The organism is Methylocystis parvus OBBP, from assembly GCF_027571405.1.
GTDB classification, from domain to species: domain Bacteria; phylum Pseudomonadota; class Alphaproteobacteria; order Rhizobiales; family Beijerinckiaceae; genus Methylocystis; species Methylocystis parva.
Genome location: NZ_CP092968.1, coordinates 2,800,586 through 2,822,486, shown reverse-complemented (window position 1 = coordinate 2,822,486; position 21,901 = coordinate 2,800,586). Strand labels below are relative to the sequence as shown.

At 64.6% G+C, this 21,901-nt stretch carries 25 protein-coding genes; 10 read left to right on the top strand and 15 right to left on the bottom strand.

Annotated features, from left to right (window positions below; all coding sequences use genetic code 11):
* Positions 1–195: 195 nt before the first annotated feature.
* The 4 genes from MMG94_RS13700 to purL form a co-directional block, all read right to left on the bottom strand.
* Positions 196–438 (bottom strand): hypothetical protein, encoded by a 243-nt coding sequence (locus MMG94_RS13700; RefSeq protein WP_244415199.1) that lies wholly within the window; start codon positions 436–438, stop codon positions 196–198.
* Between the two features lie 260 nt (positions 439–698).
* Entirely contained in the window at positions 699–1,040 is a 342-nt protein-coding gene (grxD, locus tag MMG94_RS13695; RefSeq protein ID WP_016918588.1) for a Grx4 family monothiol glutaredoxin, read from the bottom strand.
* 54 nt (positions 1,041–1,094) lie between these two features.
* Positions 1,095–1,325: a BolA/IbaG family iron-sulfur metabolism protein gene (locus MMG94_RS13690; protein WP_016918589.1), complete on the bottom strand. Its 231-nt coding sequence runs from the start codon at positions 1,323–1,325 to the stop codon at positions 1,095–1,097.
* A 19-nt stretch (positions 1,326–1,344) separates the two neighbouring features.
* The gene (purL, locus tag MMG94_RS13685) at positions 1,345–3,588 is read right to left on the bottom strand and encodes a phosphoribosylformylglycinamidine synthase subunit PurL (RefSeq protein WP_016918590.1); all 2,244 of its coding nucleotides are present in this window, start codon (positions 3,586–3,588) and stop codon (positions 1,345–1,347) included.
* Between the two features lie 289 nt (positions 3,589–3,877).
* Between purL and MMG94_RS13680 the strand changes: the two genes are divergently transcribed.
* Complete coding sequence (locus tag MMG94_RS13680; RefSeq protein ID WP_016918591.1) at positions 3,878–4,795, top strand: OmpW/AlkL family protein; 918 nt, start codon at positions 3,878–3,880, stop codon at positions 4,793–4,795.
* A gap of 122 nt (positions 4,796–4,917) precedes the next feature.
* Here MMG94_RS13680 and MMG94_RS13675 read toward each other — a convergent pair whose 3' ends face one another.
* The 5 genes from MMG94_RS13675 to mnmE form a co-directional block, all read right to left on the bottom strand.
* Positions 4,918–5,802: a ParB/RepB/Spo0J family partition protein gene (locus MMG94_RS13675; RefSeq protein ID WP_016918592.1), complete on the bottom strand. Its 885-nt coding sequence runs from the start codon at positions 5,800–5,802 to the stop codon at positions 4,918–4,920.
* A 61-nt stretch (positions 5,803–5,863) separates the two neighbouring features.
* Positions 5,864–6,685, bottom strand: coding sequence for a ParA family protein (locus tag MMG94_RS13670; protein WP_016918593.1), 822 nt, complete (start codon positions 6,683–6,685; stop codon positions 5,864–5,866).
* Complete coding sequence (rsmG, locus tag MMG94_RS13665) at positions 6,669–7,319, bottom strand: 16S rRNA (guanine(527)-N(7))-methyltransferase RsmG (RefSeq protein WP_016918594.1); 651 nt, start codon at positions 7,317–7,319, stop codon at positions 6,669–6,671. The genes MMG94_RS13670 and rsmG overlap by 17 nt, the downstream gene beginning before the upstream one ends.
* Positions 7,316–9,214, bottom strand: coding sequence for a tRNA uridine-5-carboxymethylaminomethyl(34) synthesis enzyme MnmG (mnmG, locus tag MMG94_RS13660; protein ID WP_051001076.1), 1,899 nt, complete (start codon positions 9,212–9,214; stop codon positions 7,316–7,318). The genes rsmG and mnmG overlap by 4 nt, the downstream gene beginning before the upstream one ends.
* A complete protein-coding gene (mnmE, locus tag MMG94_RS13655) occupies positions 9,180–10,472 on the bottom strand; it encodes a tRNA uridine-5-carboxymethylaminomethyl(34) synthesis GTPase MnmE (RefSeq protein WP_016918596.1) in 1,293 nt (430 codons plus the stop codon). Before mnmE ends, mnmG begins: the two co-directional genes overlap by 35 nt.
* Here mnmE and MMG94_RS13650 point away from each other — a divergent pair.
* Positions 10,462–10,587 carry a hypothetical protein gene (locus MMG94_RS13650; RefSeq protein WP_270109505.1) on the top strand — a complete coding sequence of 42 codons (126 nt, stop codon included), beginning with the start codon at positions 10,462–10,464 and terminating at the stop codon, positions 10,585–10,587. The genes mnmE and MMG94_RS13650 overlap by 11 nt on opposite strands.
* Before the next feature lie 316 nt (positions 10,588–10,903).
* Complete coding sequence (locus MMG94_RS13645; RefSeq protein ID WP_244415201.1) at positions 10,904–11,287, top strand: GNAT family N-acetyltransferase; 384 nt, start codon at positions 10,904–10,906, stop codon at positions 11,285–11,287.
* A 68-nt stretch (positions 11,288–11,355) separates the two neighbouring features.
* Here the strand turns inward: MMG94_RS13645 and rho are convergent, their stop codons facing one another.
* The 3 genes from rho to hemE form a co-directional block, all read right to left on the bottom strand.
* Positions 11,356–12,621 carry a transcription termination factor Rho gene (rho, locus tag MMG94_RS13640; RefSeq protein WP_026016056.1) on the bottom strand — a complete coding sequence of 422 codons (1,266 nt, stop codon included), beginning with the start codon at positions 12,619–12,621 and terminating at the stop codon, positions 11,356–11,358.
* Between the two features lie 199 nt (positions 12,622–12,820).
* Positions 12,821–13,246, bottom strand: a complete 426-nt coding sequence (gene hemJ, locus MMG94_RS13635) for a protoporphyrinogen oxidase HemJ (RefSeq protein WP_016918600.1) — start codon at positions 13,244–13,246, stop codon at positions 12,821–12,823.
* Positions 13,243–14,271: a uroporphyrinogen decarboxylase gene (gene hemE / locus MMG94_RS13630; protein ID WP_026016057.1), complete on the bottom strand. Its 1,029-nt coding sequence runs from the start codon at positions 14,269–14,271 to the stop codon at positions 13,243–13,245. Before hemE ends, hemJ begins: the two co-directional genes overlap by 4 nt.
* A 431-nt stretch (positions 14,272–14,702) precedes the next feature.
* Here hemE and MMG94_RS13625 point away from each other — a divergent pair, with 431 nt between their 5' ends.
* Genes MMG94_RS13625 through dnaQ form a run of 4 tightly spaced genes read left to right on the top strand, consistent with a single transcriptional unit; the run spans position 14,703 to position 16,836 of the window.
* Complete coding sequence (locus MMG94_RS13625; protein WP_040578898.1) at positions 14,703–15,329, top strand: Maf family protein; 627 nt, start codon at positions 14,703–14,705, stop codon at positions 15,327–15,329.
* An 8-nt stretch (positions 15,330–15,337) separates the two neighbouring features.
* On the top strand, positions 15,338–15,922 hold the full coding sequence (coaE, locus tag MMG94_RS13620) for a dephospho-CoA kinase (protein WP_016918603.1): 585 nt from the start codon (positions 15,338–15,340) through the stop codon (positions 15,920–15,922).
* Complete coding sequence (locus tag MMG94_RS13615; protein ID WP_016918604.1) at positions 15,903–16,085, top strand: hypothetical protein; 183 nt, start codon at positions 15,903–15,905, stop codon at positions 16,083–16,085. Before coaE ends, MMG94_RS13615 begins: the two co-directional genes overlap by 20 nt.
* Before the next feature lie 13 nt (positions 16,086–16,098).
* Positions 16,099–16,836 (top strand): DNA polymerase III subunit epsilon, encoded by a 738-nt coding sequence (gene dnaQ, locus MMG94_RS13610; protein WP_016918605.1) that lies wholly within the window; start codon positions 16,099–16,101, stop codon positions 16,834–16,836.
* Positions 16,837–16,857: 21 nt separating this feature from the next.
* Here dnaQ and secB read toward each other — a convergent pair whose 3' ends face one another.
* Positions 16,858–17,346, bottom strand: coding sequence for a protein-export chaperone SecB (gene secB, locus MMG94_RS13605; protein WP_016918606.1), 489 nt, complete (start codon positions 17,344–17,346; stop codon positions 16,858–16,860).
* Positions 17,347–17,479: 133 nt separating this feature from the next.
* Entirely contained in the window at positions 17,480–17,950 is a 471-nt protein-coding gene (locus MMG94_RS13600; protein ID WP_016918607.1) for an FxsA family protein, read from the bottom strand.
* A gap of 136 nt (positions 17,951–18,086) precedes the next feature.
* Between MMG94_RS13600 and MMG94_RS13595 the strand changes: the two genes are divergently transcribed.
* From MMG94_RS13595 to MMG94_RS13585, 3 genes are read left to right on the top strand one after another with little or no spacing between them, the layout of a single operon-like run.
* The gene (locus tag MMG94_RS13595) at positions 18,087–18,779 is read left to right on the top strand and encodes a Tim44/TimA family putative adaptor protein (protein WP_016918608.1); all 693 of its coding nucleotides are present in this window, start codon (positions 18,087–18,089) and stop codon (positions 18,777–18,779) included.
* A 4-nt stretch (positions 18,780–18,783) separates the two neighbouring features.
* On the top strand, positions 18,784–19,875 hold the full coding sequence (gene mltA, locus MMG94_RS13590; RefSeq protein WP_016918609.1) for a murein transglycosylase A: 1,092 nt from the start codon (positions 18,784–18,786) through the stop codon (positions 19,873–19,875).
* The gene (locus MMG94_RS13585; protein WP_016918610.1) at positions 19,872–20,432 is read left to right on the top strand and encodes a Smr/MutS family protein; all 561 of its coding nucleotides are present in this window, start codon (positions 19,872–19,874) and stop codon (positions 20,430–20,432) included. Before mltA ends, MMG94_RS13585 begins: the two co-directional genes overlap by 4 nt.
* A gap of 76 nt (positions 20,433–20,508) precedes the next feature.
* On the opposite strand, the gene MMG94_RS13580 is transcribed toward MMG94_RS13585, so the two are convergent.
* Positions 20,509–21,894: a heme biosynthesis protein HemY gene (locus MMG94_RS13580; protein ID WP_016918611.1), complete on the bottom strand. Its 1,386-nt coding sequence runs from the start codon at positions 21,892–21,894 to the stop codon at positions 20,509–20,511.
* Positions 21,895–21,901 lie beyond the last annotated feature (7 nt).

Below are 21,901 nucleotides of genomic sequence, written 5' to 3'. Positions count from 1 at the left end.
CCGCGTCAATACTCGCGGCCGGCATGGATCCAGCTCTCAGGGAATTAACCGCGACGCGCTGTTCGCACTGCGCCGCACAACGAAAATATTTCTTGCGGGGATATGCCAGGGACGCTTTTGGCCTCATCAGACCCTGCAAAACAAAGCCCCGGCGGATCGCCGGGGCTCGTTTTTTCGCGGGGCTTCGAATCGCGTCTACATGGCGCCTTCGAGGATGATGTTGCCCGAGGGATCATGGGCGCCCGGCCGATAGACGTTCGGCGACTGATGACGCGTGACGTCGCGGGGCGTCGCGCTCAGCGCGTCGTCGCGACGATGCTTCTGCGTCGAATCGCCCCACACCTCGTGGAAATCGAAGTACCGATCATAGGCGAAGGCGGGGACCGACGAGAGCGCGACGCCCAGCGCCGCGACGGCAAAGACGAGTTTCAGGGACATTGTTTTCTCCATCTCCAGAGCGGTCCGACAGGGGACCGGCGAGCGCCGGACCATCCTCGACGCCTGTGAGACGGAGTCTGCGTCATTGCACTGTCATACAAAAGTGGATGATCTTCGCCCCGCTGTGGCGCCAAGAGCAATTGCAGCATGCCGCGAAAGGCGCGACGCGACCTATCGAAAAACGATGCGGGCCGCCCCGGGAAGAGCGGCCCGCATCTTTTTACAAACCCATATGCACGAAATGCACGAAGCGGCCGGCCTTAAGCTTTGCCGGCCTGCGCGTGGGGAACGCCTTCCTTGTCGAGGAGAGCGGTCAACTCGCCCGACTGAAACATCTCGCGCGTAATGTCGCAGCCGCCGATGAATTCGTTCTTCACATAGAGCTGCGGAATGGTCGGCCAGTTGGAGAAGGACTTGATGCCTTCGCGGATCTCGCCGTCGGCGAGCACGTTGATCGCCTTGTACGGGACGCCGAGATGGTTGAGAATCTGCACCACCTGCATGGAGAAACCGCATTGCGGCGCGGCCGGCGTGCCCTTCATGAAAAGGACGACGTCGGAGGAAGCGATCTCGCTCTGAATGCGGCTGTTGATGTCGGACATTTGGCTTTCCTTTCGCGGGCGGCGTTCAAGGCGCCGTCTTCAGCGGCTGATGTTTTACGGCGCGCGGGTCGTCAGCGCCAGCGCGTGGAGCTCGCCGCCGAGCCGAGCGCCGAAAGCGGCGTTGACGAGCTGGTGCTGCTTCACGCGGGTGAGGCCGCGAAACTGCTCGGAAACGACCGTCGCCGCCCAATGATCATTGTCGTCGGCGAGCGCCGTCAGCTCGATGACGGCGTCGGGAATGGCGTCCTTGATGATCCGCTCGATCTCGGTGGCGGGCATGGGCATTTGCTTCGTCCTTTTTGCGTCATGAATTGTCGGGAAAGACACTGTCGTCCCCGGCCATATAGGCCGGGAGCGGCGTTTCATGCGCTTTGCGCAAGTCCGACAGCAATATCGGCGCCTCGCCCGGGAGGTTCAAGGAATCGCCGCCGGTGACGCCCAGCGAAAAGATCGCCACGCCAGCCTTCACCGCGTCCTCGGCGACGGCTTCGGCGTCCTTCCGCGTCGCCGCCGTGACAAGATAGCGCGCCTGATCCTCGCCGAAGAGAAACGCATGCGTCGGCCCCTCCGGCGCATGGGGCGCCATGACGCCGACGCCTGAGGCCAGCGCCATCTCGGCCAAGGCGACGCCGAGGCCGCCATCGGACAAATCATGCGCGGCGGTGACGCGGCCCGACAGCGCGAGGCCGCGAACGAAATCGCCGTTGCGGCGTTCGGCTTCAAGATCGACTGGGGGCGGGGCTCCCTCCCTGCGGCCGCAGACTTCCGCCAGATAGGCGGATTGGCCGAGCCAGCCTTTGGTCTCTCCGACCAGAAGAATGACTTCGCCGCCGGCGGCGAAGCCCGTCGGAGCGGATTTGGCGACATCTGCGATCACGCCGACGCCGCCGATCGCCGGGGTCGGGAGAATGCCGGCGCCCTGCGTCTCGTTGTAGAGCGAGACATTGCCGGAGACGATCGGGAAATCGAGCGCCGCCGCCGCTTCGCCAATGCCCTTCAGACAGCCGACGAACTGGCCCATATATTCGGGCCGCTCGGGATTGCCGAAATTGAGATTGTCGGTGAGGGCCAGAGGCGTCGCGCCGCGCACGGTAATGTTGCGCCAGCATTCGGCCACGGCCTGCTTGCCGCCCTCATAAGGATCGGCCGCGCAATAGCGCGCCGTGACGTCGGTCGTGAGCGCGAGCCCCTTCGGGCCGTCCTTCACGCGAATGATGGCGGCGTCGCCGCCCGGCTGGCGCACGCTATTGCCGAGAATGAGATGGTCGTATTGCTCCCAGACCCAGCGCTTGGAGCAGAGATTGGGCGTCGCCAGCAGTTTGAGCAGCGCGTCGCGGTTCGACAAAGGCGGCTTCACGGAAGCCGCGTCGATCACGGGCGGCTTCGGCGTCGCGACCCAGGGACGGTCATAGAGCGGCGCTTCGTCGCCAAGCTCCTTGATCGGCAGGTCCGCCTTCACCTCGCCCTTATGCTTCACGACGAAGCGCAGCGTGTCGGTGGTCTTGCCGACAATGGCGAAATCCAGCCCCCATTTGCGGAAGATGCTTTCGGCCTGTTCTTCGAGCTCAGGCTTCAGCACCATGAGCATGCGCTCCTGGCTTTCCGAGAGCATCATCTCGTAAGCCGTCATGCCCTCTTCGCGGCAGGGGACGGCGTCGAGGTCGAGCTCGACGCCAAGATTGCCTTTCGCGCCCATTTCCACGGCCGAGGAAGTGAGTCCGGCGGCGCCCATGTCCTGAATGGCGATGACGGCGCCGGACGCCATGAGTTCGAGACAGGCCTCGAGCAGAAGCTTCTCGGAGAAAGGGTCGCCCACCTGAACCGTGGGGCGTTTCTCCTCGGCGTCGGCTTCGAAGGAGGCCGAGGCCATGGTGGCGCCATGAATGCCGTCGCGCCCGGTCTTGGAGCCGAGATAGACGATCGGGTTTCCGACGCCCGCGGCCGCGGAATAGAAGATGGAATCGGCGCGGGCGAGGCCGACAGCCATTGCGTTGACGAGGATGTTGCCGTCATAGGAGGGATCGAACTCCGTCGAGCCCCCGACCGTCGGCACGCCGAAGCTGTTGCCATAGCCGCCGACGCCCGCGACGACGCCCGAAACGAGATGGCGCGTCCTGGGATGCGCCGGCCGGCCGAAGCGCAGCAGGTTCAGACAGGCGATGGGGCGCGCGCCCATGGTGAAGACGTCGCGCAAAATGCCCCCCACGCCCGTCGCGGCGCCCTGATAGGGCTCGATGAAGCTCGGATGGTTGTGGCTTTCCATCTTGAAGACGCAGGCGTCGCCGTCGCCAATATCGATGACGCCGGCGTTCTCGCCCGGGCCGCGAATCACCCACGGCGCCTTTGTGGGCAGCTTGCGCAAATGAATGCGCGACGATTTGTAGGAACAATGCTCGTTCCACATCGCCGAGAAAATACCGAGTTCGGTGAATGTCGGCGCGCGGCCGATGAGCTTCAGGATGCGGTCATATTCGTCGGGCTTAAGCCCATGGGCGCTCGCGCATTCGGCGTCGACCCTGGGTTCGGCGGAAGAGGGGGCTGCGGTCAAGTTGTCGCACCTTGCGGCAGGCGACGGCGCTTTTTTGGGCGCCGCGGCGGCGCGGAATGCGCCGGATTTACTGGGAGTCACGGGCGTTTGACGCCCTCTCGATTAACGCCCGCCGTGCTGCAAGGCAACAGCCGCCAACATGTTGCGCAAGTGACACAATGGGAAAGAATGAACCATCCACAACGAATATCTTGATGTTTGTCAAATACTGGGGCCTGAAAAGGATGCAACTTCACTGCGACTCGGCGCGTCGGCGTCGACCGTCGACAGAGAATTCCAGGGGGTTCCGATGAGGGATTTTGTTCGCGGCGCTTTCGCCGCTTTCGCGATGGGGGCCGCCGCGGTCTCCGCTCAAGCCGCCGATTTGCCGAGCATCAAGGCTCCTCCGCCGCCGCCGCCGGTTATCGAGCCGTTTCATCCTTTCCAGGTTCGCCTGAAGGTTGGCGGCGTCGTTCCGCTCGACGGCACGGCGAAGATCTATGACGCCGGCGCCGTGAACCCTGTCCTCGCCGCCCTTGGCGTTCCTGGCGGCAGCGTCGGCATCGCCACCGGCCTCAGCGCCGGCGCGGGTTCGCTGGTTCCGGGCGCGAACACGAGCATCTCCTCCTCCATCGTCCCGATGCTCGACGTCGCCTATTTCCTCACGAAGAACTGGGCGATCGAAGCGATCTGCTGCGTGACGCCGCATCACGTTCAGGGCACGGGCGTTCTCGCCGGCTCGAGCCTGGCGCATACCTGGGTCTTCCCGCCGTCGGTGATGCTGCAATATCACTTCACCAATTTCGGCGCCTTCCAGCCCTATCTCGGCGTCGGCGTCAATTTCACCGCCTATTGGGGCACCCGCGCCGGCAATAATAGCTGGTCGCTGGGCTTCGTGCCGGGCTCCACCGCCGCGAATCTCGGCATCCCGGGCGCCAACGCCAGCTTCTACTCGGCCAGCATCACCCCGTCCTGGGGCGTCGTCGGCCAGGCTGGCGCCGACTACATGTTCAACGACCAGTGGGGCGTGAACGTCGACGTCAAATACATCATGATGGAGCCGAACGCGCATGCGAACATCATCGCCTTCGTGCCCACCGCCCAGGTTCTGAACCCGGTTTACGTGCCGGTGAACGCTTCGGTGAAGATCAATCCTCTGGTCGTCTCGGCCGGTCTGACCTATCGCTTCGGCGCGGGCTGGAACGTCCCGAAGCTCCTGCCTTTCTAATCCGCAAGAAAGATCGCCAAAAAAAGAACCGGCCCTCGCGGGCCGGTTTTTTTTGTCTTTTGCTTGCGATGGCCGGCCCGCCCAGCGGCGGCCGGCGCGGCAAGCCAGAACGCTGGCGAGCCTTACTCGCTCAACAGGCGGCAGATCGCGTCGAGCTGGTCGAGAGACTGATAGCGAATGCGCAGCTCGCCGCGCTCGCCCTGGTTCTTGATGTCGACCGTCATGCCGAGCGCGTCACTCAGCGTCTTTTCGAGCGCGCGGGTATTGGCGTCCTTGTCCGCGCGCGCGGATTTCTTGCCCGACGCAGCCGAGCCGCCTTCCGACCCCGCATTGGCCTGCGATTGAGCCATGGCCTCGACGTCGCGGACCGTGAGTCCCTGTTCGACGATCTGGCGCGCGACGGCCTCCGGATTATCGACCGCAAGCAATGCGCGGGCATGACCCGCCGAGATCGCGCCGTCGCGGACGAGGGCCTTGGCGCTTTCCGGAAGATTCAGAAGTCGCAGCGTATTGGCGACATGCGACCGGCTCTTGCCGATTATTTTGGCGATGTCGCTCTGGGAGTAGTCGAACTCGGAGCCGAGACGTTCATAGCCCTTCGCTTCTTCGATGGCGTTCAGATCGGCGCGCTGGACATTCTCGATAATGGCGAGTTCGAGGGCCTCCTTGTCATCCGCCTCGTGGATGACGACCGGCACGTCGGCGATCCCCGCCGCCTGAGCGGCCCGCCAGCGACGCTCGCCGGCGATGATCTCATACGCGTCGGCCACGCTGGGAATGGCGCGCACGACGATGGGCTGAATGATGCCCTTCTCGCGAATCGAATTCGTCAGATCGGCGAGGTCGTCCTCGCGAAAATGCGTGCGGGGATTACGCGGGTTTGGACGCAGAAATTCAATCGGGACCTTGCGCTGCCCGCGCGGACGCTCCGCGGGCGCCTCGTCCCCGGCGTCGCCTAAAAGGGCCGCGAGGCCGCGGCCCAGCCGCCGGCGCGGTTCTTCCACCATAATGCAAACGCTCCTTACTGGATCGCGGGCCTGCTCGTACCGGCGTCGCCCGGAAAGGGGATCAGGCCGCGCGCAGCCGCTTTTCCCGCTGGATGACTTCGGAGGCGAGCTTGAGATAAGCTTGACTGCCGGAGCATTTCAGATCGTAAAGCAGCACCGGCTTGCCATGCGACGGCGCCTCCGAGACGCGCACATTGCGCGGGATCATCGTCTCATAGACCTTGTCGCCCATGAAGCGGCGCACATCGGCCGCAACCTGGGTCGCGAGATTATTGCGCGGATCATACATGGTCAGAACGACGCCATGGATCGACAATTTTGGGTTCAGCGTGCGCGTCACCTGATCCACCGTCGAAAGCAATTGCGACAGACCCTCGAGGGCGAAGAATTCGCATTGCAGGGGCACGACGACGGCGTCGGCGCTGGCCAGAGCGTTGATCGTCAGAAGGTTGAGAGAAGGCGGGCAGTCGATCAGAATATAGTCGTATCGCTTTCCGTCTTCGTGACGCTCGGCCGCGGCCAGTTCCGCCAGGGCGCGCTTGAGGCGGAAGGCGCGGTCCTTGTCGCCGGCGATCTCCAGCTCCACGCCGAGCAGGTCGAGCGTCGAGGGGGCGATGGAAAGGCGGGGCACGACGGTCTGGACGATGGCGTCCGCAAGGCTCGATTCCCCAAGCAGCACGTCATAGGTCGAAATCTTGCGGCTCTTGCGCTCGACGCCGAGACCGGTCGACGCGTTGCCCTGCGGATCGAGATCAATCACGAGCACTTCTTCGCCCACGGCGGCGAGGGCCGTTCCGAGATTGATCGCCGTCGTCGTCTTGCCCACGCCGCCCTTCTGGTTGGCGAGGACCAGAACGCGCTGGCAGCTATTCTGTCCGGTCAAAATTGGCCTCTGAAGCTTTGTCGATGACGATCAATCTGGCGCGCGGATGGGTGCGGCTCTGAATTGTCTCGAATTTGAAGTTACTGACGCGCTCGGCGGCGGTCAATTCGTCACGCCACTCCTCCCCCTTTAAAAACACGCCTTTCACGCCTTTTTCCAACGGTTCCCGCGCCAACTCGACCAACCGGTCGAGGGGCGCGAGAGCGCGGGCGCTGATCGCCTGAATTTGGCTGGCGAGCGGCGGCAGCGCCTTTTCAATCCGCTCGGCATGGACCTCGACAGGCGCGCCTGTTTCACGTGAAACAGCGCGCAGGAAAGCGGCCTTGCGCTGGTCGCTCTCGATGAGATGCACCCGAGCGCTCTCTTCGCGTTTGAGCAACAATGCAGTGACGAGGCCGGGAAAACCCGCTCCCGACCCGAAATCGGCCCATAGCGTCGCATTCGGAGCCGCCTCGAGGGCCTGCGCCGAATCGGCGAAATGCCGCACCCAAATCTCGTTCAAGGTGTTGGGCGCGACGAGATTGATCTTAGCCTGCCAGCGGCGCAGAAGCCCTTCATAGATCCCAAGCTCGCGCTCGATCGTCGCGAGGGCCGGAACAATCTCGAGGGCTGCGGCCCGGTTGTCGTCGCTCACGCGCGGCGCGCCCGCGCCGCAAGAAGCGTCAAAGCCGAGGGCGTCATGCCGTCGATCCGCTGCGCCTGGCCGAGCGTGCGGGGCCTGAGAAAAGCGAGCTTGCCGCGCAGCTCGGACGAGAGACCTGCAATAGAGTCGTAATCGAGGGTCTCCGGTAGTGCGAGTTGCTCATCCCGACGAAAGGCGTCGATATCGGCCTGCTGCCGGTCGAGATAAACAGCGTAGCGCGCATCGGTCTCGACGCGTTCCGCCGTCGCCGCATCGATCTCCCCGAGCTCCGGCCAGATTTCCCGCAGCCGCGCCACAGATACTGAGGGGAGAGCCAGAAGCGCGAAACCGCTGCGGCGTTGGCCGTCCTGATTGACCGGGAGCCCCTGTTTTAGCGCCGCCGCCGAGGTCAGCGACACGCTCTCCAGTAAACTGCGGGCGCGCGCCTGCTTTACGGCCCGATCGCCAAAGACGCCCGCGCGTTCAAGACCGATACAGCCGATCTGAAATCCTTTGGGGGTGAGACGTTCATCGGCATTGTCCGCCCGCAGCGACAGGCGATATTCGGCGCGCGACGTGAACATCCGGTAGGGCTCGCTCACGCCCCGCGTCACGAGATCGTCGATCATCACGCCGAGATAGGCTTCCGCCCGGTCGAAGACGATCGGCGCGAGACCAGCCGCAAGGCGCGCGGCGTTGAGACCGGCGACGAGCCCCTGCGCAGCGGCTTCCTCATAGCCGGTTGTGCCGTTTATCTGACCCGCAAAGAAGAGACCGGCGATGCGCTTCGTTTCGAGGCTCGGCGACAGTTCTCGCGGATCGACATAGTCATATTCGATGGCGTAGCCCGGCCGGACGATGCGGACCTGCTCCAGTCCCGGAATGGAGCGGATGAAAGCCTCCTGCGTCGCTACAGGCAAGGAAGTCGATATGCCGTTGGGATAGACGGTGTCGTTGTCGAGCCCTTCCGGCTCGAGAAAAATCTGATGACCGTCGCGATCGCCGAAGCGCGTGACCTTATCCTCGATAGAGGGGCAATAGCGCGGACCCGGACCGGAAATGGCGCCCGTCTTGAGGGGCGAACGGTGGAGATCAGCGCGGATGATTTCATGCGACGACGCCGTCGTGCGGGTGATCGCACAAGCGATCTGCGAGTTTTCAATATGCGACGTCAGCGTCGAAAACGGTTCCGGCTTCTCGTCGCCATATTGCTTTTCGAGGCCATCCCAGCGGATCGTCTTGCCGTCGAGACGCGCCGGCGTGCCGGTCTTGAGGCGCCCGACCGCGAAACCCGTATTACGCAGACGACGCGAAAGGCCCAGCGCGGGCGGATCGCCCATCCGGCCGGCGGGGGTGCGTTCGTCCCCAATATGGATCATCCCGCCGAGAAAGGTGCCGGTCGTCATGATGACGGCTTCGGCGCGGATCGCTTCGCCTGTCCCCGTCACCACCCCTCGGACGCGGTCGCCCTCGACCAGCAAATCCTCGATTGCCGCTTCGATCACCGACAAATTTTCAACCGCGCCAATCGCGAACTGCATAGCCTCACGATAGAGCTTGCGGTCCGCCTGGGCGCGGGGGCCGCGAACGGCGGGTCCCTTGGAGCGGTTCAGCATGCGGAACTGGATGCCGCCTCGATCGGCGACGCGACCCATCAGCCCGTCCAGCGCATCGATTTCCCGGACCAGTTGGCCCTTGCCGAGGCCGCCAATGGCGGGGTTGCAGGACATGACCCCGATCGTGGCGCGAGAATGGGTGACGAGCCCCGTGCGCGCGCCAAGACGAGCGGCCGCGGCAGCCGCTTCGCAGCCCGCATGTCCGCCCCCCACGACCACAACGTCAAAGCTCTGTTTCACGTGAAACAGCCCCCGCTCATTTCCCGATGCAAAAGCGCGAGAAGACCGCATCGAGCACATGCTCGACATCCACCGCGCCGATAATACGCCCCAAAGCCCTCGCAGCCGAGCGTAGATCCTCCGCGATAAACTCCAACTCCTTGTCCGGGGCAAGAGCGGAGTCGACCGCCGCCGCCGCCACGGCGACGGCGCTGCGGTGCCTTTCGCGGATGAGAAGAGCGGACCCGCCATCCCCCATTTTCGCCTTTGCGCGATCCGAGACTTCTTTCAAAAGAGCGTCCAGCCCCGCACCGGTTTTAGCGCAGATCCCGAGCCAACCGGATGGAGCCCCGACAAGGTCGCCCTTCGTCGCGACCTTGACGATTTCGACCCCCGACACGCATTCGGGTTCTTCGCCCGCCGCAGACAGCCACAAAGCAAGGTCGGCGGTCTCGACGCGCTCCAGCACGCGGTCGACGCCGATCCGTTCGATTTCATCGGCCGCATCTCGCAGCCCCGCCGTGTCGACGAAGGTGACGGGAAGGCCATCAAGATCGAGATGCGCCTCGATCATGTCCCGCGTCGTGCCCGGCGTGGCGGAGACGATTGCAAGGTCGCGGCGGGCGAGGGCGTTGAGCAGGGTCGATTTGCCAGCGTTCGGCCGCCCGAGAATCATGACCAGAAAGCCATCTCGCATCCGCTCGGCGGCCGGCGCGCGTTCAAGGGCGGCGAGCATCTCCGCATGGGGGACGTCGAGAATTGCCGCGAGACGTGCGATGTCGACGCCCGAGACATCCGCCTCGTCGCTGAAATCCAGCTCCGCCTCCACTAATGCGAGCGCCTCGATAAAAGACGTCCGCCACCCCTCGACCTTCCGCCGCAAAGCGCCGCCCGCGATTCGCAAGGCCTGGCGCCGCTGCGCCTCGGTCTGGGCGTCGATGAGATCGGCCAGCGCTTCGGCCTGGGAAAGATCGAGTTTGCCATTGGCGAAGCCCCGCCGGGCGAATTCGCCGGGCTCGGCTGGGCGTAGGCCGGGGCGCCGCGAGAGGGCCGCGAGCACGCCGTCGATGACCGCGCCGCCGCCATGGATCTGGAATTCGGCGTAATCCTCTCCCGTCGCCGAATGCGGACCGGGAAAATAGATCGCCAAGCCCTGATCCAGGGGCTCGCCCTTATCCGGGTCGCGCAGGGTGACGAAGGCGGCGCGACGCGGCTCGGGAAGCCCGCCGGCGAAAGCGCTTAGCGTTTCGCAGACGCCAGGCCCCGAGAGCCGGATCACCGCGATGGCGGCGCGGCCTGCGCCAGTGCCGAGGGCGAATATGGTTTCCATCTCAGTCGGCCTGCGTCTCTTGACGACGTCCGCCCGGCGGTTCGGCGCCGCCGCCGAGAAGCCGCTTGCGATAAAGACGCCGGAAGGCGAGGGTAGGGGCGTCGGTCCGAACTGAAACTTCCTCACCCGCCGGCGGAAGCTCGCTCCCGGCGTCGCGAAGGAGGACAACCCTCCCCCCGGCGATTCGCGGGCCGGGAGTTTTGCCGCGTCGGAGATCGCGCGAAAGCGCGACCATCGTCCGGACATTGGCGAAATTTGAAAACATGCCGCACCGTGGGTTAGGCGAAGACCTTGGGGACATCAGCGTGGTAGCGCAAGCCATATGCCGTCGTCTCGGCGCTCGGGACGCCGCACTTTATCAGGCGCTGCGCATGGAGGGCTTTCGCCGCGAAACCCGCGCTTTTCGCTTTGCGCCAGAGGATGAAGCCGCCATGCCGAACGATGAAGCGGCGGCGCGTCTTGAGCGCGATTATGTGGTCGGCGCCTATGACGAAAACAGGCTGATCGGCATTGGCGGCCTGTCTTGCTTCACAGGCGCGAAGACGGGACACAGGGCGCTGCTTTACGGCATGTATGTCGACGCCGATTATCGAGGAGCGGGAGCGGCCGACGCGATCATGCGCGCGCTGCTCGACGAGGCGCGCGCGCGGGTCGAAATCGTCGTGCTCACCGTCGTTTCGGAAAACGCCCGCGCCCTGCGCTTTTACACGCGCTGGGGATTCCGCCCCTATGGCGTCGACAAATGCGCGGCGAAGATCGCGGAAGGGAATTATCTCGATGAAACGCTGATGGCGCTCGATCTGCGAGCAATGTAGGGCGCGTCCGTCATCGGACCCGATTATGCGAATCCAGCCTCTCCCGCGAGCGGGAGAGGTGCCACTTCTTACGTATTCATCGAATCGAAGAAAGCCTGATTGCCCTTCGTCTCGCGCAGCTTGCCGAGCAGGAACTCGATCGCGTCGACCGTGCCCATCGGGTTGAGGATGCGGCGCAGGACATACATCTTCTTGAGGATGTCCGGGGCGACGAGCAGGTCCTCCTTGCGGGTGCCGGAGCGCGTGATGTCGATCGACGGGAAGACGCGCTTGTCGGAGACCTTGCGGTCGAGAATGATCTCGCTGTTGCCGGTGCCCTTGAACTCTTCGAAGATGACTTCGTCCATGCGCGAGCCGGTGTCGATCAGCGCCGTGGCGATGATGGTCAACGAACCGCCTTCCTCGATATTGCGCGCGGCGCCGAAGAAGCGCTTCGGACGCTGAAGCGCATTGGCGTCGACGCCACCCGTGAGCACCTTGCCGGAAGACGGCACCACGGTGTTATAGGCGCGGCCCAGACGCGTGATCGAGTCGAGCAGGATCACCACGTCGCGGCGATGCTCAACAAGGCGCTTAGCTTTCTCGATCACCATTTCGGCGACCTGAACGTGACGCACGGCCGGTTCGTCGAAGGTCGAGGACACGACTTCGCCGCGCACCGAGCGCTGCATGTCGGTCACTTCCTCCGGGCGCTCGTCGATGAGCAGCACGATCAGATAGCACTCGGGATGATTGGTCGTGATCGACTGCGCGATATTCTGCAGGAGAACCGTCTTACCCGTGCGCGGCGGAGCGACGACCAGCGCGCGCTGGCCCTTGCCGATCGGCGCCACGAGATCGATCACGCGCGACGAGAGATCCTTTTTGGTCGGATCCTCGATCTCGAGCTTCAACCGCTCATCGGGATAAAGCGGGGTGAGGTTGTCGAAGGGCACCTTGTGGCGCACCTTCTCCGGATCCTCGAAATTGATGGTGTTGACCTTCAGAAGCGCGAAATAGCGTTCGCCTTCCTTCGGGCTGCGAATGATGCCTTCGACCGTATCGCCGGTGCGCAGGCCGAATTTGCGAATCTGGGAAGGCGACACATAAATGTCGTCGGGACCGGCCAGATAATTGGCGTCGGGCGAACGCAGGAAGCCGAAACCGTCCTGTAGCACCTCGACCACGCCCTCGCCGACGATCTCGACGTCGCGGGCGGCGAATTGTTTGAGAATGGCGAAGAGAAGCTCCTGCTTGCGAAGAAGCGAAGCGTTCTCGACTTCATGCTCCTCGGCGAAGGTGAGCAATTCGGCGGCGGACTTGGCTTTCAAGTCCGACAGTTTGATTTCCCGCATGGGGAGTTCCTTGGCCGTAAGTTCCAAAGTTCTTTGACTTTTCGTGAGGAAAGGGCAGGTCGGAAAGGACCGGGAGTCCCGTGGTCGCCGGGAGGAAAATACCGGCGGGTCGCGTTGCGACAGACTGCCTTTTTGAGGTGAGCTGATTGTCTCTAAAACGTTCTTTACCGAAAAGCAAGACCCGCCGATTCGTCGCGGTTTAGAACGGCTTAACGATCACCAGCGCGACGATCGCCATCATCAGTAAAGTCGGGACCTCGTTGAGGTAGCGATAAAAGACATGCGGCCGGCTATTGGCGTCGGCGGCGAAGCGCTTCACGAGAATCGCGTCGTAATGATGCGCCGCGGTCATGGCGACGACGAGGGCGAGCTTCGCGTGAAACCAGGCCTCGCGCCAATGATCTCCGGCGGTTGCAAGATAGAGGCCGGTCGCCCAGGAGACCATCATCGCCGGGCGCATGATGATGCGCAGCAGCTTCTCCTCCATGACCTTGAAAGTCTCGGATTGCGGCCCCGGTCCCACTCGGGCGTGATAGACGAAAAGGCGCGGCAGATAGAAGAGCCCGGCCATCCAGGCGATGACGGCCATGACATGCAGCGCCTTGATCCAGAGATAAGGGTTCATGCGCGGCGCACTCTCGCGATCAGCCGCTCGACATTGTCGATCGGGGTCTGCGGGAGAATGCCGTGGCCGAGATTGAAGATATGCGGCCGGCCGGCGAAGGCCGCCAGAATCGCGTCCACTTCCCGGTCGAGCGCGTCGCCGCCCGCGATCAGCGCCAACGGATCGAGATTGCCTTGCAGGCAGACACTGGACGCCGTCTCGGCGACCGCCCATTTCGCGTCGAGCGCCGTATCGAGGCCGTAGCCGTCGGCGCCAAGACGCCGCGTCAGTCCTGGAAGCTGCGCGTCGGCGCCGCGCACAAAGGCGATGACGGGCGTTCCTGGCCGCTTCTCCTTGAGAGCCGCCACCATTCGCGTGATCGGCGCCGCGCACCAGCTTTCGAATTCATTCGCCGGCAGCACGCCGGCCCAGGAGTCGAAGATCTGCACCGTCTCGACCCCAGCGTCGATCTGTCGGATGAGATAGTCGACCGACGCCTCGACCAGCCGGTCGATGAGCTTCTGGAAGGCGTCGCGATGGCGGAAGGCGAAGAGCCGCGCCGGAGCCTGATCCGGCGTGCCCTTGCCCGCGATCATATAGCTCGCCACCGTCCAGGGGGCGCCGCAAAAGCCGATAAAGGCGACGTCCGAAGGAAGCGCCGACTTCACCCGGTCGATCGTCTCGAAGACCGGAGAGAGCTTCTCCGCGTCGAAAACCCCGAGCCTGTCGACGCCCTCCGGCGTCTCGATCGGATCGAGGCGCGGACCTTCGCCGGTTTCGAAGGAGACCGTCTGCCCCATCGCGTCGGGAATGACGAGTATGTCGGAGAAAAGGATCGCCGCGTCGAAATGGAAGCGGCGAACCGGCTGCAGCGTGACTTCGGCCGCCATGGACGGCGTGTAGCAAAAATCGAGAAAGCTCCTCGCCTTGGACCTGAGCTCCCGATATTCCGGCAGATAGCGGCCCGCCTGGCGCATGAGCCACATGGGGGGGACGTCATGGGCCTTGCCGCGCAAGGCCGAAATCAGGCGTTTCTCTTCCGACAATTTTCTTTCCCTGCTTCGCCGTTCCAAGGCCCTGCAAAAGGAGTTAGCCTGAAAGCCCCAAAAATAAAAATTCATTTAAAAGAGATTGATTTACTTTTTATTAACCTTTGCGGCGCGGTCATTAACGTTTCGTTAAGAATTCGCCCACAGCCAAACCGAATCCTGACGGATTCGTCCCGCTATTTCTCCAAAAGCGGTAAAACTGATGAAAATGACGTATTTTCAAATCATTGCGTCGAAGCCTCGTTGTGGAGAATCGAGCCTATGGCTGTTTATGAGTCTTGCGTCGCGAATTCACTGCTTCGTTCCCGACAGCCACATCCCTGTTGATGGAAAGGCGAGGATATGCCCAGCTATCGACAGGGACGCCGCCGGGGTCCCATAACTTTCCCCGCTTTTCCTCGTTGTTCCCCGAGCCTGTGGATGCGCGCGTGAGCGAAAATCGGTCCTCCCTTTTCTGGCGAGTCGGGGCGCCGTTGATTCTCGCCTCGAAAAGCGCCGGGCGCCGGCAGGTGCTGGCGCAGGCGGGGCTGCCCTTCGAATCGCGTCCCGCCGGCATTGACGAGCGGGCGATCGAAGCTTCCCTTGGGTCCGCAGGCGCCGACGTCATCGCCGCCGCGCTGGCTCGCGCCAAGGCCGCCGCCATTTCCGCCGGCGCGCCCGGCCGTCTCACCCTCGGGGCGGATCAGGTCGCAAGCTGCGAAGGCCGCATCTTCGGCAAACCCGGGTCGATGCAGGAGGCGGCGGAATTGCTATGTTTTCTCTCTGGCCGGCGTCACAGGCTGCATTCGGCGATCGCGCTTTTTCGCGACGCGTCGCCGATTTTCGAGACCGTGGCGCATGCCGACCTCACCATGCGTCCCCTGAGCGAAGATTTCATCGCCGCTTATCTCCAGGCCATGGGCGAGACGGCTCTGACGAGCGCCGGCGCCTATCAGGTCGAGGGGCTGGGCGCGCAGCTCTTCTCGAGCGTCGAAGGCGATCACTGGACGATCATGGGCCTGCCCATCCTGCCTTTGCTCGATGCGCTCCGACGTGAGGGGGCGCTGATCTCGTGAGCGGCCAAATGATCCGCGTCGGCCTCACCGGCTCTATCGGCATGGGAAAATCGACGACCGCCGAAATGTTTCGCGAGGCCGGCGCGCCGGTTCTCGATTCCGACAGAATCGTCCACGATCTCTATCGCGGCGCGGCCGTCGCGCCGATCGAGGCGGCTTTTCCCGGCGTGACGGTGGACGGCGCGATCGATCGCGGCAGGCTGACTGAACGCGTGCTCGGAAATCCAGACGCGCTGAAGAGATTGGAAGACATCGTCCATCCGCTGGTCTGGGCGGCGCGCGACGCCTTTCTGAAGGAACAGGAGGAAAAGGGAACGCGCATCGTCGTCTATGACGTGCCGCTGCTCTTCGAGACCGGAGCCGACAGGACGGTGGACGCCATCGTCGTCGTCTCGGCGCCGGAAGATGTGCAAAAGGCGCGCGTTTTCGCGCGTCCAGGCATGACGCGGGAGAAATTCGAGGCCATTCTCGCCAAGCAGGTTCCCGACGCCGAAAAACGCGCCCGCGCCGATTTCGTCGTCCATACGGAAAAGGGGATCGAGGCGGCGCGCGAAGAGGTTCGGGCCATTCTCGATGAGCTGCGAAGAAGATGACGCGCGCCTGAGTCACGGCGCGCCGCCCAAAAGCGGTTGGAGACGGTTCGTCGATATCGTCGTCGATTTTCTGGACGGACTGGAATTTCTGGTCTGGGCGGCGCGTCTGGTCTGGTCTCCGATACGCTGGCTCTTTGGGCTGTTACGTCACGTGATCGATTGAGAGAACTATCGGAATGCGCGAAATTGTCTTCGATACGGAAACAACCGGCCTCGATCCGTCGAAGGGCGACCGCGTCGTCGAGATCGGCGCCGTCGAGATCTTGAATCTCATTCCCACCGGCCGCGTCTTTCACGTCTATATCGATCCCGAACGCGACATGCCGGAAGAGGCGTTCCGCGTTCACGGCCTCTCGCGCGAGTTTCTTTCGCAGCATAAGAAATTTCGCGAGATCGCGCGGGAGTTCGTCGATTTCATCGAGGATTCGCCGTTGGTCGCGCATAACGCCGAATTCGACGCGCGCTTCATCAACGCCGAATTCGCGATGCTCAGTTTTGCGCCTTTGGCGCCGGCGCGGATCATCGACACGCTCGCCATGGCGCGCCGGCTTCATCCCGGAAGCCCCGCTTCGCTCGATGCGCTCTGTCAGCGCTACGGCGTCGACCTCTCGCGCCGCGACAAGCACGGGGCGCTTCTCGACGCCGGGCTGCTCGCGGAAGTCTATGCGGAGTTGCGCGGCGGCCGTCAGGCGGCCTTGTCGCTCGCGCCGATCAGCGTCGCGCGCCGCGCCGCGACCGGCGATCTCATGCGCGCGCGGCCGGAGCCGCTGCCGAGCCGTCTAACGAAGGAGGAGGCGGACGCCCATCGCGCCTTTGTCGCGGCGTTGGGCAAAACGGTCCTCTGGGACAAATATCCGCCCGAATATCTTCCCGAAAAACAAGAAAGCGGAGAGCAACCGCCCTCCGCCGCTTGAGGCGCAAATTGTGAGATGGCGTCAGGCGTTCGCCGTTCCTGGTTGGCCGGCGGCTTCCGCCGCCTTCTGCTGGTAGAGCGCGACGAAGTCGATCGGATCGACATAGAGAGGCGGGAAGCCGCCGTCGCGCGTGGCGTCGGCAACGATCTGGCGCACGAAGGGGAAAAGCAGGCGCGGGCACTCGATCATGACGATCGGATGGATCTGCTCCTGCGGAATGTTGACGAGGCGGAAGACGCCGCCATATTCGAGCTCGAGCTTGAAGAGCAGGCCCGCGCCCTCGCCGGCGGCGGCGTCGAGCGTCAGCGACACTTCGAAATCGGTTGGCGCAAGCTGCTTGGCGTTGACGTTCACCTGAATGGAAATGTTCGGCGCCTTCTCCTGAGGTCCGAGCGAATTCGGCGCGTTCGGATTCTCGAAGGAGAAATCCTTCAAATATTGGACCAGCGCATTGAGGGCCGGAGCGCCGCCCTGATTGGCGTTGGCGCCGTTTCCATTCGTATCGGACATGTCGGGATCTCCAGCCGTGCCGCTTTGCGGTGAGAAGTCGCGCCCGCCTAACACGTCTCCCGATGCGGAACAAGGCTGCGGCAAGCGACGAAAAAGCGGCGACCGGTTTTTCGCGCGGCGCGAATTAAAGGAACTAACGGACCGTCGGCGACGCCCCGTCGGGCTTCTTGCGTTTGCGCTTCGGGCGGCCGCTCGGGGTCAGATGCTTCCATTCGCGGGGGTCAAGGTCGATCGTTTGCGGCCCCTCCGCCTTTTGCTCCGCCTCGCCGCGATTGCGGATGCGGTTCATCGCCGCCATGCGCACGGAAGGCGATTTCAGAGCCAGCCCCGCGACGTCGGAGGCGAAGCCGGGGAGAATCAGAAGGAAGGAGGCGAAGGCCTGCAGCGCGCCGTCCAGCATGGTCCCGTCAGGGCGCAGTTTCCCGCGCTCGCGCCAGACGCCCATCAGCCGCTTCACGTCGGAGAGGCCCAGCGCCGTGGTGCCGAGGCCGAGCAGGATCGCGACGAGAAGGCCCACGGATCTGAGGACGAAGGCGAAGGCCAGAATCTCCAGGGCGAGCCAAAGGCCGAGCGCGAGCCCGATAAGCTTCGTCCTGTCCGTCACGCCGTGAACTCCCGCGCCGCCTGCGCCACCTTTTAAGCTTGAACCCGGGCCGACTGCGGCGATCCGCGCGACCCTTGATTCGTGACATGTGAGCCGCGACATGGTAGCCCACAAGACCGAAATTCGGGAGAGATCAATGTCGCCGTCCGGCGAACCTTTCGACCCCTCGCTGGTCGTCTTCGCGGCGCTCGCCATCTTCGTCGTGTGGAAACTTCGCTCCGTCCTCGGCATGCGCGTCGATCGCGAAGAGGCGCCCCCGCCCCCGCAATTCCAGCCGCGCCGCGCGTCGCTCGGTCCCGCGCCGCTTCCGGGCGCGCCGCCCGCCGACGATCTGCCGCCCGTCCGCCATGAAGACCGCTGGGCCGGCGTTGCGGAAAAGAACGCCGCCGCCGCGGAAGGGCTCGACGCCATCGCCGCCGCCGATTCGCGTTTCGACGGCCATGCGTTTCTGGATGGCGCCCGCCGCGCCTATGAGATCATCGTCGGGGCGTTCGCCGCCGGGGACCGCGACACGTTGCGCCCGCTGCTCTCGAAAGACGTCTATGACGGATTCGCGCATGAAATCGCGCGCCGCGAAGCGGCGGGCGAGACCGTGGAGAGCGCGATCGTCGCAATCGACTCCGCTTTGGTCGAAGCCGCCCGCGCGGCGCCGCGCCTCAACGAGGTCACCGTGCGTTTCGCCGTGCGGCTCATGAATGTCCGGAAGGACAAATCCGGCGAGGTGATCGAGGGCGGAAACACAACTCCCGTCGAGGAGCTCTGGACCTTCGGGCGCGATCCGCGCGCCTCGGATCCGAACTGGAAGCTCACCGCCACCCGCGCCGCGTGACGCCGTGCGCGCCCCTTGGGACATCGAGCCGATTGCGTTCGAGGCGATCCCGGGTTTCGATTCCGACGATCTCGACGCCGCCTTTGCGGCGTTCAAACGTTCGGCGGCGCATCTCGCCGAGCTGAAGCCGGCGCAGCGCCCGGCCGCTTCGCCGCCCGCCGCGCTCATTTTGGCGGCTCGCGCGGCGCTCGGGGGCGACGTCGGCGGCGGCGCGTTTTTCCGCAGATGGTTTCGTCCCTGTCGCATCCCGGGCAAGGGCTTCGTGACCGCCTATTACGAGCCGGAGGTCGAGGCGCGGCTCGCGCCCGAGCCGGGTTTCGAAACGCCCGCGCTCTCGCGCCCGCCCGATTTGGTCACGCTCAACAGGACCCCGCTTCCGATCTTTGATCATGACGTCGTCACGAGTGCGCGCCGCCTGGCGGACGGAACGCTTGTTCCCTATCCGACGCGTCGCGAGATCGAGCTGGCGGGCGCGGCGACGGGCTCCGTCCCGCTCGTCTATGTGAGCGATCCCGTCGAGCTGTTCCTCATTCAGGTGCAGGGCTCCGCGCGGCTGCGTCTGCCGGACGGAACGACGCGCGCCCTCACCTATGACGGGCGCAATGGCTGGCCCTATACGTCGATCGGCCGGTTGATGATCGAGCGCGGGCTCGCGCCGGAAAGCGAGATGTCGCTGGAAAGATTGAAGGCGACGCTGCGAGAAATGGGCGTTGGCCCCAATCAGCCGGGCCGAAGGCTGATGCAGGAAAACCAATCTTATGTATTTTTCCGTCTGGACAATTCAGACGACCGGCGGCTCGGTCCCGTCGGGGGCGAGGGGGTCGGTTTGACGCCGCTTCGCTCCATCGCCGTCGACCGGTCGATCTGGAGTTACGGCCTGCCTTTCTGGATCGCGACCAGCGTCCCCTGGGAGGGGGAGGCGGAGACGAGGTTCGAGCGGCTGATGATCGCGCAGGACACGGGCTCGGCGATTTTGGACGCGGCGCGCGCCGATCTCTTTTTCGGGACCGGCGCGCAAGCGGGATCGCTCGCGGGTCGCGTGCGTCATCCGGCGGATTTCATCGTCTTCCTGCCAAGAGAGGGCGCCGCGCAGTGAGCGACGACCGGCGCCCCTATACACGCCGCCTCACCCATGCCGAGGCGGAGCTTTGGACCGTGGTCACGGCCAGCGTGCGCCCCTTCCGCGCCCGGCCCGCGCCGGTCGAGGAGCCGGCGGCGCCCGCGCATCAACCCGCTGAACCTTTGCGCGTAAAGTCGCCCGCGCCCGTTCCCCATCTCGACCGCCCGCCGCCGCCCAAGCCGCCGACGCCTCTCGTCGAGATCGACCATCGCACCCGCGTGAAGATCAAGCGCGGCCGTCTCGACGTCTCCGCCAAGCTCGATCTGCATGGCTTGCGGCAGGACGAAGCGCAGCGCGCTTTGAACGCATTTTTACGCCGGGCCCAGGCCGACGGCGCCAAGGTTGCGATTGTCGTCACCGGCAAGGGATTGTCGCGGGAGGAGGGCGGGATCTTGCGCCGCGTCGTGCCCATGTGGCTGCAGGCCCCGAATCTGCGGGACGTGGTCGTGGGCTTCGGCGAGGCCGCCCGCCATCACGGCGGCGAGGGCGCGCTCTATGTGCAGATCCGCCGGGCGGACCGGCGTCGGGGTTAGGCAAGGCTTTCGACGATCGCCCGCGCGCGCCTTTCTCGGCGAGCGGGGAAAGCGGCGGGCCATCATCGATGGTCGCTTACGACTCCACCGCTTGCGCCGTGATCTGCGGGGCCTGTTCCGGGCGCGCCAGGAAAGCGGCGGGGATGTTGGGGCGCCCCTCTTCGGTCAGATGTTGCGCAGAATGCGGCGGCGTCTTCCATTCGAAGGCGTCGAGGCGGCCGGTGACGGGCGAGAGCGGCAGCCAGCGCCGCGAGACCGTCCCGTCGGCGATCCACGCCGGATCGCGCGGGGCGCGCGAGCCGCGCGCCAGCCATTCCCGCACCGGCCCGCTCGGGCCGTGCTCGGCGTCCTCGATCTCCGCCATCAGCAGGCAGGTATGCGCCGTCGGATGCTGGCCGCTCGCGAGCAGCGGGGCGAGCGCTTCGCGCGCCTTGTCGAAGTCGCGCGCCGCGAGGGCCGCCTGCGCCACGATATGGCGGCTTTCCGGCGCGTTTGACGCCATCTTGGCGAGGCGCTCCATCCGCGCCACGCGTTGCGTATTGGTCTCCTCCGGCAGCGCCTGAAGATAGACTTCCGCGAGATCCGGATGCGGATCGGTGGTCCACACGGCTTCGATCAGCTTCAGCGCCTGCTTCTGGTCGCCATGGCGGATCAGCACGCGCGCGGCGGTCGTTGCGGCGGGCGTGAAGCCGGGGCGGCGCTTCAGGGCCTGGCGGGCGAGATGCAGCGCTTCATGCGGATGCTCGCGCTCTTTCTGAATAGCCATCGCGGTTTCGATGACGGCGCGCAGCTTTTGAGCGCTTGGCAGGTCGATCGCCTTGGAGCTGACGCTCTTCTCCAAGGCTTCGCGCGCCTTCTCCCACTCGCCCGAGGCGGCGAGATGCTCCAGCACGGCGGAGCCGGCCCAGGGCAGCGGCGCGATGTCATGGGCGGCGGCGGCGAAGTGATGCGCGGCTTCCGCGTCCTCGCGCCGCTTGGCCTCGATATGAAGACCGCGCAGGCCGAGGAGCTTTGTCTCCGGATTGAGCGTCATCTTGTGGAACGCCTTGGCGGCGCCCGTCTTGTCGCCGGCGAGCTGCGCCGCCTGCGCGACGAGCATCTGGGTCAGCGGCTCTTCGGGGATGAGCTTTTCGGCGAGCCCGGCCGCCTTGCGGGCCTTGGCGACGTCGCCCGCTCCGACCGCCGCGAGGCCATGCGAGATCACGTCGAGGCCCTTGGCCTTGCGCCTTTCGCGCGAGCCGCCGGTGATGCGCCCGGGCAGGCGGATGAGCGCCACGACGATCGCCCAGACCATGATGATTGCGGCGATGAGCAGCAGCAGACCGGCGACGGCGACCGGAATCGAAACCTCATACTGCTTGTCGGCGAATTCGAGCAGCAGCTTGCCGGGCTGCTCGATCAGCCATTCGATTCCATAGGCGGCGGCGGCGAGCGCGACGATGAAGAAGAACATGAAAAGCATGGTCGTT